This is a genomic window from Clostridium sp. 'White wine YQ' (genome assembly GCF_028728205.1).
Lineage (GTDB): Bacteria > Bacillota > Clostridia > Clostridiales > Clostridiaceae > Clostridium_T.
The window spans coordinates 307,177-326,946 of sequence record NZ_JAQYUU010000005.1; the positions used below are offsets into that span (position 1 = coordinate 307,177).

General features: G+C 30.3%; 11 protein-coding genes. 3 read left to right on the forward strand and 8 right to left on the reverse strand.

Annotated elements, in window-relative coordinates; genetic code table 11:
- Positions 1-14: 14 nt before the first annotated feature.
- The 3 genes from PTZ02_RS15630 to PTZ02_RS15640 form a co-directional block, all read right to left on the reverse strand.
- Entirely contained in the window at positions 15-1,847 is a 1,833-nt protein-coding gene (locus PTZ02_RS15630; RefSeq protein WP_274228728.1) for a sensor histidine kinase, read from the reverse strand.
- Positions 1,848-1,889: 42 nt separating this feature from the next.
- Positions 1,890-2,345 carry a hypothetical protein gene (locus PTZ02_RS15635; protein WP_274228729.1) on the reverse strand — a complete coding sequence of 152 codons (456 nt, stop codon included), beginning with the start codon at positions 2,343-2,345 and terminating at the stop codon, positions 1,890-1,892.
- A 329-nt stretch (positions 2,346-2,674) separates the two neighbouring features.
- Positions 2,675-2,893: an asparagine synthase gene (locus PTZ02_RS15640; RefSeq protein WP_274228730.1), complete on the reverse strand. Its 219-nt coding sequence runs from the start codon at positions 2,891-2,893 to the stop codon at positions 2,675-2,677.
- Between the two features lie 183 nt (positions 2,894-3,076).
- On the opposite strand from PTZ02_RS15640, the gene PTZ02_RS15645 reads away from it, so the two are divergent.
- A complete protein-coding gene (locus tag PTZ02_RS15645; protein ID WP_274228731.1) occupies positions 3,077-3,964 on the forward strand; it encodes a VIT1/CCC1 transporter family protein in 888 nt (295 codons plus the stop codon).
- Positions 3,965-4,010: 46 nt separating this feature from the next.
- On the opposite strand, the gene PTZ02_RS15650 is transcribed toward PTZ02_RS15645, so the two are convergent.
- The 3 genes from PTZ02_RS15650 to PTZ02_RS15660 all read right to left on the reverse strand — a co-directional run bounded on the left by PTZ02_RS15650 (position 4,011) and on the right by PTZ02_RS15660 (position 16,483).
- Positions 4,011-12,650 (reverse strand): GH36-type glycosyl hydrolase domain-containing protein, encoded by an 8,640-nt coding sequence (locus PTZ02_RS15650; RefSeq protein ID WP_274228732.1) that lies wholly within the window; start codon positions 12,648-12,650, stop codon positions 4,011-4,013.
- Positions 12,651-12,778: 128 nt separating this feature from the next.
- On the reverse strand, positions 12,779-14,005 hold the full coding sequence (locus tag PTZ02_RS15655; protein WP_274228733.1) for an MDR family MFS transporter: 1,227 nt from the start codon (positions 14,003-14,005) through the stop codon (positions 12,779-12,781).
- Positions 14,006-14,140: 135 nt separating this feature from the next.
- Positions 14,141-16,483: an ATP-dependent DNA helicase gene (locus PTZ02_RS15660; protein ID WP_274228734.1), complete on the reverse strand. Its 2,343-nt coding sequence runs from the start codon at positions 16,481-16,483 to the stop codon at positions 14,141-14,143.
- Positions 16,484-16,675: 192 nt separating this feature from the next.
- Between PTZ02_RS15660 and PTZ02_RS15665 the strand changes: the two genes are divergently transcribed.
- Both PTZ02_RS15665 and PTZ02_RS15670 read left to right on the forward strand, forming a co-directional pair.
- Positions 16,676-17,401: a M15 family metallopeptidase gene (locus PTZ02_RS15665; protein ID WP_274228735.1), complete on the forward strand. Its 726-nt coding sequence runs from the start codon at positions 16,676-16,678 to the stop codon at positions 17,399-17,401.
- Positions 17,402-17,598: 197 nt separating this feature from the next.
- On the forward strand, positions 17,599-17,958 hold the full coding sequence (locus PTZ02_RS15670; protein ID WP_274228736.1) for a GtrA family protein: 360 nt from the start codon (positions 17,599-17,601) through the stop codon (positions 17,956-17,958).
- 44 nt (positions 17,959-18,002) lie between these two features.
- On the opposite strand, the gene rpiA is transcribed toward PTZ02_RS15670, so the two are convergent.
- Both rpiA and PTZ02_RS15680 read right to left on the reverse strand, forming a co-directional pair.
- On the reverse strand, positions 18,003-18,683 hold the full coding sequence (rpiA, locus tag PTZ02_RS15675; RefSeq protein ID WP_274228737.1) for a ribose-5-phosphate isomerase RpiA: 681 nt from the start codon (positions 18,681-18,683) through the stop codon (positions 18,003-18,005).
- Positions 18,684-18,699: 16 nt separating this feature from the next.
- The gene (locus PTZ02_RS15680) at positions 18,700-19,761 is read right to left on the reverse strand and encodes a Gfo/Idh/MocA family oxidoreductase (protein ID WP_274228738.1); all 1,062 of its coding nucleotides are present in this window, start codon (positions 19,759-19,761) and stop codon (positions 18,700-18,702) included.
- Positions 19,762-19,770 lie beyond the last annotated feature (9 nt).

Sequence of the window (19,770 nt, forward strand, 5' to 3'; positions counted from 1 at the left end):
TTTAAGCTAAACATTTACTGTATATCTGAAAATTCCATGTTAATAATATCGATGCTAGGCTCATAGGTAAAGGTTTCTCCTATACTATTGTCATTTGTAGCTATTAGTTTAATTATGAACTCACTACCTACATTTAATTCACTTTTAACCTCAATACTGCCATGATGCATTTCTACATATGATTTTACAAGTGATAGACCTATTCCTGTACCTTCATTATTTCTTCTAAAGGTTTTATCTACTTGTCCAAATCTTTCAAATATTAAATCCATCTTTTCTGAAGGAATTCCTAATCCTGTATCCTTAACAGAAATATCAACATATTCATCATTATCTGTCACTTGCACGAATATTGTATCTCCGCTTTTTGAAAATTTAATTGCGTTAGACAATAAGTTTAGCAGAATCGCTTCTATTTTCTCCACATCGCAGGATACATATTTTTCTTCTATATCTGTATCAAAAATAATACTCAATCCTCTATTTTCTACATATGCCACTATAGATGATATTATCTCCTCTACAATAACTACAATATTATGATTATGTAAGTTTAATTTAATTGCACCTTTATCTACCTTTGTCAATTCTAAAAGATTATTAACTAATCGAGTGAGCCTATAACAATTTTGTTTTATTGACTCTAGATACTGTTGCTTCTTAACTATTATAGGATCACCTTTTCTCTCATACAGACTTAATACTTGAGATGCTGATGATATTACATTAAGTGGTGTTTTAAATTCATGCGAAATATTCGAAAATATTTCAATCATTGTGTTATTTAATTCTTTAGATTCCTGCAACAGCCTTTCATTTTCTTTAACAGCCTTTTGTAGGGATTCAGCTTTCTCTTTATATGTTATATCTCTATAAATACTTAATACTGTTGGCCTTCCATCATAAAAGAAATACGTTGAGCTACCATCAACTTTTAATTTCTCACCATTAGCCTTTGATAGTATTATTCCTTTAAACCTTATTTCATTTGTTTTTCTCTCCATTAAGGATTTAATACCTTTTTTTATTTTAATAGTATCTGATTCATGAAATAAATCCAGAAAACTTTTCCCTTGTAGCTCTTCATAAGAATCTATGCCAAATAGTTCCATAGCACTTCTATTTGCAAATATTAGGTTAAAATTTCTATGAATAAATATTATATTTTTAGAATTCTCAATCAAATTATTATAGCAAAAATCATTATTTATAAGTAACTCTTCTATGTACTTTCTTTTACTATTATATTCTTTTATTTCTTGGGATAGAGATAGTAATTGATCATCTCTAATAGCTAATTTTTCTTTCTCGGTTTTTACATAATAACCTAATACTAATGCAGTTACTATAAATGTAGTAATTATGATTAAATCATTTTCTAAATATGTATTAATTACTAAATGAGAACCATATTTCAAATCTATGCCTAATATTATAAACGAGGCTACACTTGCCATCTCAATTCCTGGTATCATTCCTGATTGAATTGTAGTAGTGATTATTATAAATAAAAATAATAACTTATATTGAAATACATTATCGTTAGAAATTATCAAAATCGATGTAAATATTGATAGAAAGACTGTCCCTTCTAAATACCTTACTATCATTAAAATAAGTTTATTATTACTTTTAAAATTCATGATCAGCCACATTATATAAACTATTATAAATATAGATGCTATTATAATCATCACTGGTATAAAGCTGCTTTTATCTCTTAATGCATCTACTTTAATTGAAAACTTGGTGAATATTACAGTGGCTGATGCAAATAATGCTAGCGTTTTTACTATTAATAATATATCTTCTATTTTTATGCTTTTCTCACTGTACTTATTTCCCATAGTCTCCCCTTACATCTTTACAATTGTTTTAGTATTTCATTACTAGGCTTGAACACTTTTTCTTTTTAAATAAAACAACTTATATATTGCAAAATTTATTAATATATATATTAGTGTTGCTGGCATCATATAAAACTGCGTTATAAATTCTTTTTTGTCTGGCGTTATTCCGAACGATCCTAATATTGCAAAATTTATAAATTCTGAAATGATTATTATGAATAAACATATTAAAATACCGGATACGGCCTTCCTAACTTCTATTTTATTAATTACTATTAATACAAATATATAGATACACATTATAATTATTGTATGAATCCCAAAACTTATTGGAAGCTTAGGGACAACAAGTCCAACTGGACCCATAATTGCTGTTGAAATAAGTATCTTTTTCTTATCAAAAATTTTATTTGCTATCATATATATTGTTATAGCCATTAGAAACATTTGTGGTATGCACGTTACTATCAATTCAATTAAATAATTTTTTATCATTTGTGAAATTCCTCTTTCTTTTATATTTTTTTCCTTAAAGTACATTATTATTTTGTTATAAAGGTAGATGTTTGTCAATAAATACGTACTAATAACATACCAAAAAAATCGCCAAGGCGATTATGAGCTGTCGATTTTTTTCTCGCATCTGCCTTTCCAAACGCATGTGAGGAAAATTTGGCAGGCGACTAATTCTTTTTTACTCTTTAGGGGAATCCATAGGTTTTTATGGGAAACTTTTAATGTTATCCTGAGCCTAAAATATTATAAATTACTAAAGAGTAAAAAAACTACTAAAGTTTATAATAAACTTTAGTAGTTTATAGCCATTAATCTTGCAATAAATCTATAGCTCCTAATACTATGTGTGCTAATCCAAATCCTATAATTGCAGTCTCTACCATTGGTAATACATCTCTTCTTTTCATACCATGATGCTGCTTCATATCAATACAACGTGCAGCTATTGCTCCAGCAGTTACTGCAGTTCCTAAAGCCGTAGGTATTAATCCTTCTCTTACTCCAGAATGATGTCTTCTATAATTCATAAATATCCCTCCTTATTTTTTCATTATATAGTTTATCCATTTTTTTATTTTATTCTCTGTAACATCTATCCTTCATTTCCAATTGCATCAAAACATGGTATAATAAATATATATTATTGATTAATAGTTATTCTTTATTTGTAAAGAAAATAAAATATACAAGTTTAAAATTGGGGGTATATCATGAAAGAAGTAAAAAACTTAACTTATGAATCAAAAGAAATACTAGAAATAGTTCAGAAGGAAGAAATCACTGCGTATCATATTTATAATAACATCGCTAAAAAAATCAAATCAGATAGCAATAAAAAAATACTTGAAAATATAGCTAATGATGAAAAAAAACATAGCGCTATTTGGATGAAATATACACACAAAGATACTTCTCCAAACAAATTGAAAGTTTTTTGGTATACATTAATAAGTCAAATACTAGGTTTTACTTTCGCAATTAAGCTTATGGAAAGAAGCGAGGAAATATCAGCAAAATACTATGCTCTCTTATCTAAAGAAATACCAGAAGCATTAAAAATTCTTCAAGAAGAAGAACGCCATGAGGACGAGCTCATAGCTATGCTTGATGAAGAAAAACTTAAATATGTTGGCTCTATTGTCCTTGGGTTAAATGACGCATTAGTTGAAATAACTGGTACTTTAGCTGGATTAATATTAGCTATTCAAAATACTAAAATCATAGCATTACTTGGCCTAGTTACTGGTATATCCGCAACAATTTCTATGGCTTCTTCTGATTACTTAGCTTCTAGATCTGAAGGGCGAAAAGATGCTGCAAAATCCGCTACCTATACAGGCATGTCCTATATAGTAACTGTAATTTTATTGGTTTTACCATTCTTAATCTTTAATAATTCTCAATATATTCTTGCAACTATTGTAATGGTAATTACAACCCTTTTAATAATTGCAGCTTTTAATTACTATATTTCTGTTGCACAAGGTGCCCCATTCAAAAAACGTTTTTTTGAAATGGCTTCTATAAGTATTGGAGTTTCATTCATTGCATTTATCATAGGTGTTGCTATAAAACATTTCTTAGGTATTTCTATTTAAATAAATTAAGGTGACTAGATATTCTAGTCACCTTAATTTATTTGTTCTATATTATTACTTGAACCTCATGTTCACCATCATCTAAGTATGGTATTATATTATCTTTAATAGGAGCTCCATCTAAATATATTTCTTTGGTTTCTCCTCTCTTTACTTGTATATGATAAGTGCACCCATCCTTTCTATAGTTTATTTCATATCCATTCCATTCATCTGGTATGCATGGTTCTATTGAAAATCCCTTTCCTTCTTTTAGCTTAAGTCCAAGTATACCATCTATACCAACTCTATACATCCATCCAGATGCACCTGTATACCAGCTCCATCCACCTCTGCCTTCATGCCCTTCTGTTGCATAGATATCAGCAGTCATTACATATGGTTCAACCTTATATCTTTCGCACTCAAGATATGACTTGGAGTGGTTAATTGGGTTTATCATGTGGAATATTCTCCAAGCTTTATAATTATACTTTAGCTTAGTCATTGCAAGTATAACCCATGTTGCTGCATGAGTATATTGTCCCCCATTCTCCCTAACTCCTGGCACATACCCCTTTATATATCCTGGTTCTAGCATAGAATTATTAAATGCTGGAGTTAATAACAGAACCATTCCCATATTTTCTTTAACAAGATATCTTTCTAAAGCTGCCATAGCCTCTTCTACCCTAGATTCTCTTCCCGCTCCTGAGATTACTGACCATGATTGAGATAATGAATCAATTTGACACTCATCATTTTCAATTGATCCTAATGGTGTTCCATCATCAAAATAAGCTCTTCTGTACCATCCGCCATCCCAAGCATTCTCCTCAAGATTTTCACCTATAAAGTCTCTCATTTCTTCATATCTCTTTGCTCTTTCATTATCATCTTTATATTTTGATATCTCCTTAAAATCATTAAGTATACTATATAAGAACCATCCTAACCACACACTTTCACCTCTACCTTCATTTCCAACGGTACTCATACCATCATTCCAATCACCACTTCCCATTAGTGGAATATTGTGTGGTCCAAATTTTAATGCTATTTCTATGGCTCTTACACAATGCTCATATATACTTCCTTTTTTATCTGACTCAGGAGTAACTTTATATCTCTCATCTTCTCCTTCTTTTAATGGTTCATCTTCTAAGTAACCAGCTTCCTCTTCTAATATGCTATAATCACCAGTATTTTTAATATAGTCTATTGTTACATATGGTAACCATAAAAGATCATCTGAGAATCTTGTTCTTATTCCACTATTGACTACTGGATGCCACCAATGCTGAACATCGCCTTCAACAAATTGTCTTGTGGCACTGTGTAAAATTTGCTCCTTTGTAAATTCTGAATTTAAAAATCCAATAGCCATAACATCTTGAAGTTGATCTCTAAAGCCTATTGCTCCACCAGATTGATAGAAGGCTGTTCTAGACCAATATCTACAAGATATTGTTTGATACATCAACCAACCATTAAGCAATATATCCATAGTTTTATCTGGAGTTTTAACTTGTATTCTATGGAGCAATTCCTCCCAATATTCCTTAATTTCTTTTAATTTTGCTTCCGACGCTTCTATATTGCTATATTGCTCAACAACCTTATTGATATTTTCTATATTCTCTTTTTGTCCTAGTATTATCACAAGTTCTAATTCTTCCTCTGGCTTTATTTCTATTTTAGTATTACATGCTAGACAAGGATCATAGCCTGAACCAACAGAATTACTAAATTTCTCATACTTTAGAGCTTTCGGTCTATCAATTATACCCCCTCTTCCAAAGAACTCGGTTCGATTTCCTGTATAGGATGTTTCTTCCCCACCTGCAATTGTTAAATATGCATATGCTCTTCCGAAATGTTCACTGTAAGGATTTTGAGCATATATGTATTTACCATCTTGCAAATATGTAGATATATATTGAGCTGTTTGCTGAGGAACTACTCCTAATACCATATGAGCGTAGTATGATAATGATAACCTTCTATTTTCATCACAGTTATTCTTAAGCTTTACTATTCCTAGCTTAACACTCTCATCAATGGGAACAAAATACGTTACTTCTCCAATTATTCCATTAGCCTCATGTTTAAATCTAGAATATCCAAATCCATGTTCAATAATATATTTCCCTTGGTCTCTCATAGGTTTTGGGGTAATCCCCCACAATTGTCCAGTCTCCTCATCTCTTAAATATAAAGCTTCTTCTAGTGGATCTGTTACTGGATCATTTGACCAAGTAGTTACCTTGTTCTCTCTACTATTCTTATACCAAGTGTAGCTACTTCCACTTTCAGATATATGGAATCCAAATTCCCCATTTGAAATTACATTAATCCAAGGCGCTGGAGTATTCTTATGCTCTTTTAATATGATAGTATATTGATCCATCTCTTCATCAAAACCACCATATCCATTAAAGTATTCTAAATTTCTTTCATCAAATCTGAAAGCTTTTGTATTATATGATTTACTTCTAACTGGTAGCAATTTTCCCTCTTGATTGTTTCTATATTTAACCTTAAGTTGCTCCATAAGGCTGCCTTTTTCAGCATCTATAACAAGTCTTGCTATAGCAATAAGGAAATCCACATCATCATTAGACATAGTTCCTTTACTATGAACAAATACTCCTCCTGGCTTATTTTCTTTATCTCTTGCATGACTTGAAGTAATCATATCCCTAATTCCATCTTGCAATGGCTGGGTATACACGGTATTTTGAAGATTCAATATGACTAAATCTACCTTCAATCCTTTTGCTGACCAATATTCATGTGCCTTAAGTAACTGTCTTACTAAATCTAAATCCTTTTGGTTTCTTAATATTAAAAGTAAAATAGGTAAATCACCAGATATACCATAAGGCCACAAGGAAGATTGTGCTTTTCTAATCTCTTTAATGTATTTTTCTCGTTCTCTCAGAGACTGATTAATAAATAATATTTTTGAAGCCATATATTGATATAAGTTTCCTTGAGTAGACTTAATATCTAAGTACTTCATTTCTAAGTGTGTCTGGGTTAATGCCATTTCAAATATTCTCTTTACGTTAAACATTTGACTATACTTCTTTGCTAATTCTATTGCATCTTCCCTTGAATTTCCTAATGCTGATGTAAATGCTACCTTGGCAGTTTCACCTGCTTTAATCTCCAGCCTTACTCTCATACTTATTATTGGGTCTAACACTGCACCAGTTGTATTAGTAAGAGGAGCTCCATTCTCCATTACAAATGGTCTAGAAACATCATTACCTCTTCCAATAAAATTTGCCCTGCTAGTTTCATACTCAATATTTCCTAGTAAGTTCCCTTGAACTGCTACTGTTTGAACTACATGGGGTTTTTTCTGTCCTTTAGCTCTTGGTCTTCTATTAGCAATAACACAAGCTGGTTCTCCCACATATTCTGTTCTTATAAAAAGATTACTAAAAGTCGGATGTACAATATCAGCATTATAAGGTGCTAGTGTAACTTCCATATAACTTGTTAACTCAATGGTCCTTGAATGTTCACTATTGTTAGTTATTGATATTTTTCTTGTTTCTGCATTATCCTCTTGTGATACGGCAATTTCATATTTAGTACTTAAGTTTCCATCCTTTCTTTTAAACTCAGTCTTATCTAATGAAAACTTAACTTCGTAGCTATCTCCTTCTTTTTTACAAGGTTCATATGCAGCACTCCAATATTCATTTGAGTTTAAATTCTTAATATAGAAGAACATTCCTGTATTATCTAGCGTCAAGTCTTCTCTCCATCTATAAACAGTCAATTCATCACACTTACTATAGCCACTTCCACTATTAGTTAGCATAACTGAGTAATTGCCATTTGAGATGATATTAGTTTCTGGACTTTGAGTATTTGCTGTATTAAACTTTCTTATTACAATAGGTTGTTTTTCAATATTAAACTCTACTGGCTCAAATTGATGTTTTCTATTATAGATTATCCTCTTTGAAATTTTCTCCTGGAGTAATAACTCTGTCGCTTTCACCCTAGGAATTCTATGAAATCTTTCTTGTAGAATATTATTATTTAACACATTGTTTAGCGCCATCAAGCTCATGCCTTGATGATGTACCATAAAGCATTTAACTATGCCTTTTTTCAAATCTTTAGGTACTCTTTCTTTTGTATAATCTAGAGCTTCATAGAAGCCGTACTTTCCATCCATTCCTTCATTAATAAGCCTTTTCATATTGTTTATTGAATCTAGTAAATCTATCTGTAATGCCATAATTGTTGAGTATGGAGATATTACTAATTCATTTGATAGCCCTCTTTTCAAACCTATTCCAGGTACTCCAAATGCCTTATATTGATAATTTAAAGCTGCATCGAAGGTATAGAATGCTGATTCTGATATTCCCCATGGTACATTTCTATCTTTGCAGTACCCTTTTTGGCCGTAAATAACACTATTATAAGTTTCTTGAAGTAAAGTATCTGGATAGTTTTTGAGAATCAACAGTGGCATAAAATACTCAAACATTGTTCCACTCCAGGAGACCAGACCTTTTTTATTACCTATTAAAGTCATTGCTCTACTCAAGTTAAACCAATGCTCTTGCTCTACGTCACCTTTGGCTATTGCAACAAAGCTTGCTTGCCTTGATTCAGAAGCAAGTAAATCATAATATGAATTACTTAACGAATCTTTTTCAATATCATATCCAATTGCAAATACATGTTTATTTTTATGATATAGCATAGTGAAATTAGTATCTTCAGCCATTTTATCTATTCTTGCTTTTAATTCTGATATTTTATCAATAAACTTATAAACATTTTCTTTACTCTCATTTAGAAGTTCTTTAAGTTTATGTATTTTATCCTTTTGACGTTCTTCTAAGCTATCATTTCTCATATTTCTTTCTATGTCATTTTCAATCTTTTCAATTTCAGAATTAATTAAATAAAGTGGTGTTTGCGATAATAAATTTTTAAGGTTTTGTACTATACTTGATGTATCATTCTCATCTTCATATATCATATCTACCCATGGAAAAAGTTCTTCAAGCTCTCTACTATATCCATCAATTAGTTTTTTAGCTTTAGAATTCCAGTATAATTGTCTTCCATCTTGTAATTTCTCTATTTCTGCTACTCTATTACTGAATTTATTCAACATATCTTTCCAAGTAATAATATCAAATTCATTCTGATTTATATCATTAATATCTTCATTATTAAGCTCTTTGATTCCTGTTAGTTCTTCTATTTCTTTATTAGTCAAATTAAATGTATCATACAATCCTTGAATTTTATTTACGTTAATCATAATAGATTTTCTATACTCATCCAAGGTTTCAGAAACTAACCATAAATATCCTACCAAGTTACCACTATCAACAGTTGAGACATATCTGGGGAATAATGGCTCCTTGCTAACAGTATCATACCAATTATAAAAGTGACCTTTATACTGCTCTAACCCTTCCATGCTAACAATTATTTTCTCAAGCCTTTCAACTGTTTCTAACATTCCAATATAGCCTAAATCATAAGCAACCAAATTAGCAGTAAGACCCATTCCCATATTTGTAGGAGATGTTCTAGTAGCTACTCCTTTTGGAGGATCCTCTTGAAAATTATCAGGAGCAAGCCAGTTGTTATCATCATTCACAAAGTCCTCAAAGTAAGCCCATGTCTTTCTACTAAACCTTCTTAATAGTTTTACATCTTCTTGTTCTAAAATGTTTTCTTTAGGCTTTATCTCCTTGCTTATAAAATAAGCTATTATTGGACTGATAAACCAAAGAAGACATGAAGGTATCATTAATGTACCTGACTGAGTCGATACCCCAAATGATAATATTAGGATTACTAAGCTAATTAAACTTCCAGGCCACATAGACTTAATAAAGCTTTTTGGATTTCTACCTAATTTAGCTTCAACATCAGCAGCTGTTTGCCATTCTAACAAATTTCTTTTACTAATAATAAGTCTATATAAAGTTCTAATAACTGCATCTATCATTAGATAAGCTTGATATGGCAAAAAACAAAATATTAGAAACATTTGTTCAATAGCTGTCATACAATTACTTATTTTTCCTGACAAACTTATTCCTTTAACTGGTGAAACTACCGCTTCTGATACATCAAATATTACAGGGCATAAAAGCGCCAATAATGCAACGACTAATCCTTTGTCAGAGAAAGGAAATAACAAAAATGATAGTGCAACTAACATTATTATTGATGGTGCCAAAAGGCTTCTTCTTAAATTATCAAATATCTTATATCTTGATAATGAATTTAATGGTGATTTCTTGGTTATCCAACTAATTATTTGCCAATCTCCCCTTACCCACCTATGTAATCTCTTCGAACTAGAATTATAATATGCAGGATATCCATCAATCAGCTCTACATCAGTTAACAAAGCTGCTCTAACATATGATCCTTCTAACAAGTCGTGGCTCAAAACTTTATTTTCAGGTATTTCATCCTTTAACATATAATTAAATACGTCTATATCATAAATTCCCTTACCAGTAAAAATTCCTTCACCAAATATATCTTGATAAACATCTGATATTGCGCTCGTATACATATCTATTCCTGTTTCACCTGAAAATATTTTAGAAAATATAGTTTTGTTAGCTTCCATTGTTCCTACGCTGACACGTGGTTGCATAAGTCCATATCCTCTTAAAACCTTTTTATGTTCCTTATCTAAATACGGTTTACTAAGCACATGGCACATAGCCCCGACTAACTTTTTACCAATATCTCGTGGTAACTGAGTATCTGCATCTAAGGTTATTACATACTTTACATTTTTAAGCTTTTCTATATCTCCGCTCACTATGTTATAGCTGGTATTTTTGTTTCCTCTTAAAAGAGCATTAAACTCCATTAACTTTCCACGCTTTCTCTCCCAGCCTAACCATATTCCTTCATTTTCATTAAATTGCCTATATCTATTGAAAAAATAGAAAATATCTTCACCTGAATCGGAGTATTTTTCATTAAGCTTTTTAGTTTCTGCTAGTGCTGTTTCAATAATTTCTTCATCTTGTAATTCTTCTTTAAACAGACTATCTTTAAAATCTCCCAATAATGCAAAATATATATTTTTCTCTCTATTGGCTAGATAGTAAACCTCAAGATCACTAATTAATTCTTTTGCTCTTGATTTACTTGTTAATAGAGTTGGTATGACAACTATTGTTGAACATTCTACTGGTAGACCATCCTTAAATTCAATTTTAGGCATAAATCTTGGAGTAGATATTCTATTTATGCTCCAATTAAATATTGAGATTACTATTTCACTACAAGGAATTATTAGTGCTAGAAATTCTATTATATAAACAATTCCTGATACATTCCTATCACCATTTGAAACCAATGCTAGAATCAAAAAACATAATAAAGTCGTAAGTATGACAATTGTACCAATATACAATTTCACTTTATGCTTATTTACATATTCATTAAACCTTCTATCCATTGTAGCTTTTGGATTTATAGCGTATTTTAACTCGTTTATTCCGTTATCTATAAGATAATATCCTATATGTTTTCTATATTCCTCTGCGTCATTTGAGCTTTTTGCACATTCAATAGCTTTTTTTGCAATAAGAATCTCTGGCACATTCTTATTTTTAGCTATTTTTTCTACCATATGCCTATAGTTATCCCTAGATTCAAAATCCATAGAGGTATATATTTTAATAGGATCTTGCTTTAATATTCCTTCTACTAAACTTAACTTTTCAAATGAATCCCTCCATGGGATTCCTCCAACTTCTCTTATACTTGTTATTGAGTTTCCTATAGACATTTGAAAAGCAGCCTGCAACTGATGTTCTTCAATTATTATTTTATCAGTTGTAGTCTGTTGAATTTCTAACTTGCTATCTAACCATTCATATAATTCAATGCTATCTATTCCATTATTTCTTAAAATTTTCACAAACTTCTCTATAAAATGTGAGCTGTAGACTGTATTATCATTTAATTCTTGTAGCTTATCATTCAATCTGTTATTGTTATAAGCATTTATTAATTCCTCTGCTAATAATTCTCCCTTTTCCTTTTCTTTTTGTGCATAAGCAATCTTTTCAGCAATTTTGCTTATATTTTGAATTAAGGCAATTCTAATCATAATTGGTAGTGCCCATAACTCACCCATTGAGAGTATTGTATTTTTCTGATAAGCATTTATAAAGGTTTCTATTGTATCTTCATATATTCTTCCGTCTGTATGAGAAATAAGCTCTACTGCTATATGGTATATCCTAGGATATCCTTTCATTATTCCTTTTTTTATTACAGGTAATCCTTTGTAATAAGAATTAGGCATATTATATTTTATATCTTTATATTCTTTTTCAATTAAATAAAGGTTATCGAGCATCCATTCTGCTGCTGCCACAACCTCTTTTTTATATTTCACCTCATTATCTATAAACTCATATGTTTGGATAATATTCCTATAACTTTTATCTAAGCTCTTTAATAGCTTTCTTCTAGAATTAGATCTAGTTGTTACCAAATTAAAGTGTTGAGATATTTCTAATGCGTGTTTCTCTAAATCCTCTTGACTTACACTTATAGATGGAACATCCTCCATTAAATTATTTTCTTCATTGCCTTTATATTTAAAAAATAGATAAAACCCAAGTATGGCTATGAATAATATAAGAATTATATAAATATAGAACATTCCACACACTCCTTATTTTTCTAATTGTAAAATTTATTATCCCCTATGAATATAAAAATATGTAAAAAAATCGGCAGGTAGCTAATCTACTCTGCCGAAATAAATAATCTATTTTTTATTATATTTTTTTATGATTCTGCTTTAACTTTCTCTGTTTTAGTACTGTGTAGATAAAGAAGAAACATTAAAAATGCTGAAAAGGAACATAAAACAAATGCTAAAGGCCATACTTCTACAATTCCTTGTTTTTGAATATATTTGCCTCCTAATGAAGTACCCACTGATGCCCCAGTAGCCCAACTCAAGCTTCCAATTGCACTAAATCTCGCTCTATAATCTGAAGGACTTTTATTAGCCAAGTAAACCCCAAAATTTGTAACTATGAGAATTTCTCCTATAGTCCATATTACTGTAGATATAACAAATAGTGTATATGACTTTATGATTCCTATCATCCCAAGTCCAATTCCATAAAGCATTATTGCAACCAAAATATTAATTAATGAATGTATTCTCCTTGTTAATCGTGTAATAAAAACTGTGAGGAATATAACTGTAATTGCGTTAACGCTCATTAGAAAACCATATTTTTCTGCACCGTCTATAGCAAATACCTTATCAATCATCAGAGGTAATGCAAAAGTACTCTGAGTTGATACTACTGTAAATATAATATAAATAGCTAAAAATACTAGTATTTCTGGCTTTCCTAATAAGATCTGTACTATATTATCCTTTTTAAGTTTTTCTTTAGGATTATTTTCCCCTTTTATAAGATTAGGTTTAGTTTCTTTTATATAAATATACGCTAGTCCTAATGCAATGAATGATGTTAATGAATCTCCTATAAAAAGCATCGGAAGAAAATTATTAAATAGAAACCCTGCTACAATAGGACCAATTGCAACGCCAATATTTATTCCTAAGTATTGAAGTGAATATCCTGCTTGTCTTTTTTCTGGTGGCAAAACATCTGCAATTATTGCATGCAAGGCTGGTCTTACTGCTCCATTAAAGAACGTTGATATCATAAGAAATGCTACTATAATGTATGATGTACCTAAGAATGCGCAAGGCACGAGAAATAATGCTGATGCAGTTTGTGCAAATATATAAGTCTTTTTTCTCCCTAACTTATCTGCAAAAGTCCCTCCTAGCATAGATCCAGGTATTGTTATTAGTGATGTTACCATTACAATTATCCCTACCATACTTAATGGCATATTCAACTTTTTAATTAAGAATAATGTCATGAACGGCATAACAAAATCACCAAATCTATTGATTATTTGTACTATGAATACTATATATATAGTTTTCGGTAGCCCCTTATATATATTAAACTTATTAAGCATTTCTTCCCCCCCTTAAGCCCTTCTAAGTATTACATATAACTATATAACATGAATTAGTATACTTCAAGGGAATGGACTAAATCTTTATAAAAAAGTACCATATTATCTTTAATATGGTACCTTTTAAATATTAAGTTAACTCCAGAAATCGTCCATTTCTTTAATTATATCTTCCTTATCTCTGACTATTTTGAGGTCTCTCCAATTTTCTGGCATCAATCTTAAATACTTATTACTAATAAATCTATCATCTATAAGTAATGTAGCTCCCTTATCCTCTTCCCTTCTAATCACTCTTCCTACTGCTTGCATAACTTTATTTATGCCTGGATAAGTATAAGCATAATCATATCCCTCTCCCTTTTCCTTAAAAAAGTCCTTTATTAAGTCTTGTTCAAAGGATATTTGAGGCAAACCCACCCCAACAATTATTGCTCCTATTAAAGAATCTCCTGTCAAGTCTATTCCCTCGGAGAATACTCCTCCCATTACACATAAGCCTAATTGACTTTTATCTTTTGGTTCTTTAAATTCTCCTAAGAATTCCTCTTTCTCTTCCTCACTCATATTCTCCTTCTGGATCATAAATATTATATCTTCATTTATAGATTCCAAAACTTCTTGAGCTTGCTTCATATATTTATATGATGGGAAAAAGCACATATAATTTCCTCTTTTAGCTTTTACGAATTCTACTATCATAGAAATTATCTTATTTATAGTTACTTCTCTATGCTTATATCTTGTGGATACTGGTGCAATTAGTGTCAAAAGATTTTTCTCTGGGAAAGGTGATGGAAGACTCATCTTATAACTTTCCTCACTTCCCCCTAACAATTCAATAAAATAATTTCCCGGGGAAAGTGTCGCAGAAAATACTATTTTGCTATTTGATCTATTCATTCCTTCTCTTAAATTCTTACTTGGATTTATACAAAACAACTTTAAAATCAGTTCTTCTCCATCTAACTTAACTATAGTTAAGTAATTTTCGTCATAAAACCCACTAATATTTATAAATGTATTTAATTGAAAATATAACTCTAATATCTGCTCATACTCTGGAAAATCCTTGTGAGTTACAAGAAATTCATCACATTCTTTTAAATATCCTCTTATATATTCGTAAAGTACTGTAGGCTCATCTACTATTGCTTCCCTTACCGCTTTATCCTGAGCATCTTTTTTTAATGATATTAAGTATGTATTTATCTTATTTAAATACTTAATTAACTTTTTTTCTCCTTTTAATATTTTTTTTGCGTTTAGTATAGCTCTCTTTTCCAATGTTGCAGAAAACATTTCCCTTCCTCTAGATACTAGATTATGAGCCTCATCTATTAAAAAGGTATATTTTTCTGAACTTTCATCAAAAAATCGTTTTAAATAAACTCTAGGATCAAATACGTAATTATAATCTCCAATAATAACATCACTCCAGTTAGATATTTCTAGTGAAAACTCAAATGGACATATTTCATATCTTTTACTATAGCCTTCAATCTTTTCTCTGGTAAATTCATCTTCATTATTTATAATATCAAAAAGTGCTTCATTCACCTTATCATAATATCCTTTTGCATAAGGGCAATCTTCAGCATTACAACTAGAATCACTATTAAAGCATATTTTATCTTTTGCAGTTAAAGTTATACTTTTTATTCTAACTTTCTTATCTCTAATTAATCTCAGTGATTCTTCTGCCACAGTTCTTGTTATAGTTTTTGCTGTTAAATAAAATATCCTGTCTGATAATTCTTCTCCTAAGGATTTTATTGATGGAAATAATGTTGATATAGTCTTACCTATGCCTGTTGGCGCCTGTGCGAATAGCATTCCTTTTGATTTAATTGTGTTATATACTACTACTGCAAATTCTCTCTGTCCATTTCTATATTTTTCAAATGGAAATTCTAATAGCTTTATTGAAGTATTTCTTTCTTTTACCCAGTCTAAGGTAAAAAGAGCCCATTTTATATATTCATCTACTACAAAGTTAACGAATTCCTCTAATTCTTGTAATTCAAAAACTTTATTAAATTTTTTTGTTTCATTGCTATCTAGATGAATATATGTGAGCTGCAGCTCTATGGAGTCCTCATTATTTTCTATTAGATACATATATCCATAAAATTTCACTTGTGCCCAATGAAGCATATTACTATCTTCTTCTATAAGTAATAGTTCTTTTGTTGTGCTTTTTATTTCCTCAATGATTATTCTGTCATCTATTTTTATAATGCCATCTGCTCTTCCTTCAACAGAAATTGACATACTCTCTCTTTCAAAAATATGCTTAAAATAAACTTCTTTTTTATATTCTTCATAAATCTTAGAATTTTCTTTTTGAAGATATTGATGAGCCCTTGTTCCTTCTTGCGCTCTTTTATTACCCATATAACTACTATCAATACTTCCTCTTCTTAATATAAATTCTATTAAATTTCTAACAGAAATTCTTATTCCTCCATTGTCCATTTTGAACCTCTTTAAGCTTTCTAAAAATAATTTCTTATTTTAATATGTTATAGGTTTTTTATAGGAAACTTAAAAACCTTTACTAAATATTAAAACTTAGTTATGTGAATTATATAGTATAATATTAACTAATTACTATTTTAACCGAAATAATAATTAGTAACTAGTATGTTTGTAGAAAGGAGTATTTAAGTGAAGAAAGAAAATTTATTGATTTTTATAATATCAGCATTAATATTTTCAGCAGGAATTGGAACTGGACTCGGCGCTGGTGCTTTTTTTTCACAGAGCAAAGGTACTCCAACCACTACATCTGTTATTAATCTAGCTGGTGAAAAGTACCTCATGTCAAAAGATACTACTTCTGACCAAAGTGGATTAGTACCCGTACTAGATTATGATGAAAGTTTCATAATAGATTTAAGATATTCAACTACTAATAATTTTACTGGCAAAAAAGTATATCCTGTAGATACTTGCTTATTACAAAAAGGAACTTTAGATAAATTAATAAATGCAAATAATGAATTTAAGAAACTTGGTTATAAAATTAAAATTTGGGATGCCTATAGACCAGCTTCTGTACAGGTTAACCTGTGGAACTTAGTTAAAGATAGACGATTTATTGCTTCACCATATGTTAGTGGTTCAAGACATAATAGAGGTGCAGCTGTAGACATCACGCTAGTAGATAGCACGGGTAAAGAACTTGAAATGCCTACTGGATTTGATGAATTTAATGCAAATGCCTACAGAACTAATACAAAGATCTCTGATACTGCGAAAAAAAATCTTGAACTACTCACCTCAGTAATGGAGAAGAATGGATTTGATACCATAGAAACTGAATGGTGGCATTATGATGATTCTGAAGCTGATAATTATCCTATTTTAGACATACCATTAGAAGACTTTTAACTTCAAATATTCATACTTTTTGAAAAATAGTTCTAAATTTACTTAGAACTATTTTTTATAAGTACATTTACCATTAATTATGTGAGTTATCCCATAAAATTCACATAGAATATCCATTGAATCACCATTTTATATTGTTATAATATAAATTATGAAATCCCAAATATGATAATATACCAGGAAGGATGTATTTAATAATGGATAAACTTTTAAAGTTTTCAGTGGTTGGTGTACTTAACACCTTAATTACCTTTATTATTTATAATTTATTAATATATATAAACGTTAATTATTTAATTGCTAATGCTATTGGTTATGTCGCAGGAACCATAAATGGCTTTATTTTAAGTAGTAACTTTGTATTTAAGAAAAAAGCATCAGTGGATACAGGTGTAAAATTTTTAATAACCAATGTTATATCATTTATAATTAACAGTTCAACTCTTTGGTTCTTTGTGCACATACTTGGAGCTAATAAAACACTCTCCCAAATACCTGCTATTATTTTAGGATTTGCAGCCAATTTTATAATTAATAAGATATGGACATTTAAATAATAAGCTAAACTCCGAAGCCTATTCATTGTACTTCGGAGTTTTTACTATTCTATAACTTTTATTTCATTTTCAGATGCTACTATGACTTTTGTTACAACATTTACAAATAGTGAAGTTTCTACAACTCCTCTTATATTCTTTAGGATTTTATCTAAGTTTTCAATGTTATTAACATTTTTAAAACTTACATCTAGTAAAAGGTTTCCGTTATCTGTTATTACAAAACCATCCTTTTCTTTTGAACTTCTAAGTTTAGGCTCTCCTCCTAATGCTTTTACCTCACGAATTACATAACTAAGGGCCTCTTCTATTATTTCTAAAACTACCGGTGCCTTAAAAGTAAGTGTCTTTGAAAATTTACTTTCATCAACTAAAAGAATATACTCTTTTGCCATGGTTCCTATTAGCTTTTCTTTTGTATGAACTCCTCCTCCACTTTTAAGTGCATTTAATTTTGAATCTACCTCATCACATCCATCAAAGGCTACATCAATATTACTTATGAGTGAAGTATCTATTACATTTAATCCTTTCTCATGACACATTAACTTAGTCGCGCGGGAGGGAGTCACTATCTTCACATTAAATCCATTCTTTGATTTCTCACTTAAATAATCTGCAAGATATGCTACACTTCCGCCAGCTCCTAATCCAACAACCATTCCATCATTTATATAGTCTAATGCCTTCTTAGCACTTTCTTTTTTTAATTCATTAGCATCCATAAATACCCCCAAATAATTAACTAAATTTTACCCATGCTTTTTTATTATTACTTTCTTCTGCTAGTTCTATTATTCTTATAGTGTTTCTGGCCTCTTGTGGTTTTACGATTAACTCTTCTTCACCAATTATTGCTTTATATACATTTTCATATAATGCTCTATAGTCTCCATTTTCACTTTCAACTTTTCCTCTAAAATTAAGTCCATTAAGCTCAGTATTTAGTGTGCCCCATAGTTCTTGTGATTCTTTTCCCCATTCTTCAGTATATTTAGGTATTAAATCTTTTCTTAAATTTCCTTCTTGAACATCCATACCATACTTAACAAAACTTCCCTTATTCCCATATAAAACAAAATGTGGACTATCTTCTTTTACTAGCATTCCTGCCTTTAATGTAACCTTTAAATTAGGATACTTTAATATGACCTCAAAGTTATCTATTGTCTCTCCACCTTTTCTTTGTATGTTCAAATCTCCAAAAATTTCATCAGGAATCCCAAATAAGTCTTGAGCTTGGTCTATTAAGTGAGAGCCTAAATCATAAAGTATACCTGAACCAGGAGCATTTTGTTCTCTCCAAGCATTTTCCTTAAAAAAGTTTCTAAATCTATCATAATGAGCTTCATATTCTGCAAGTTCTCCTAGTAACCCACCATTAATTACTCTCTTTATAGTCTTAAAATCACTATCCCATCTTCTATTATGATGTACAGTTAAAAGCTTATTCTTTTCCTTTGCCAATTGAATTAGCTTATCCGCCTCTTCTGAAGTTACTGTAAATGGCTTCTCTACAAGTACATTTTTCCCCGCTACTAATGCTCTTTTTGCAAGTTCATAATGGGCTATATTAGGAGTTGCTACTATAACTAAATCTATATTCTTGTCATTATATATTTCATCGATATTAGTAGTAAATAGAACATCTTCAAATTTAGAATTTATTTTCCCCTTACTTTCCTCTCTTGAATCATAAATTTTATATAATTTTAATCCACTTACACTATAAACCATAGGTGCATGGAACACTTGTCCTGCAACCCCATATCCAATCAATCCTACATTCACTGTTTTATTCATATTAATCCT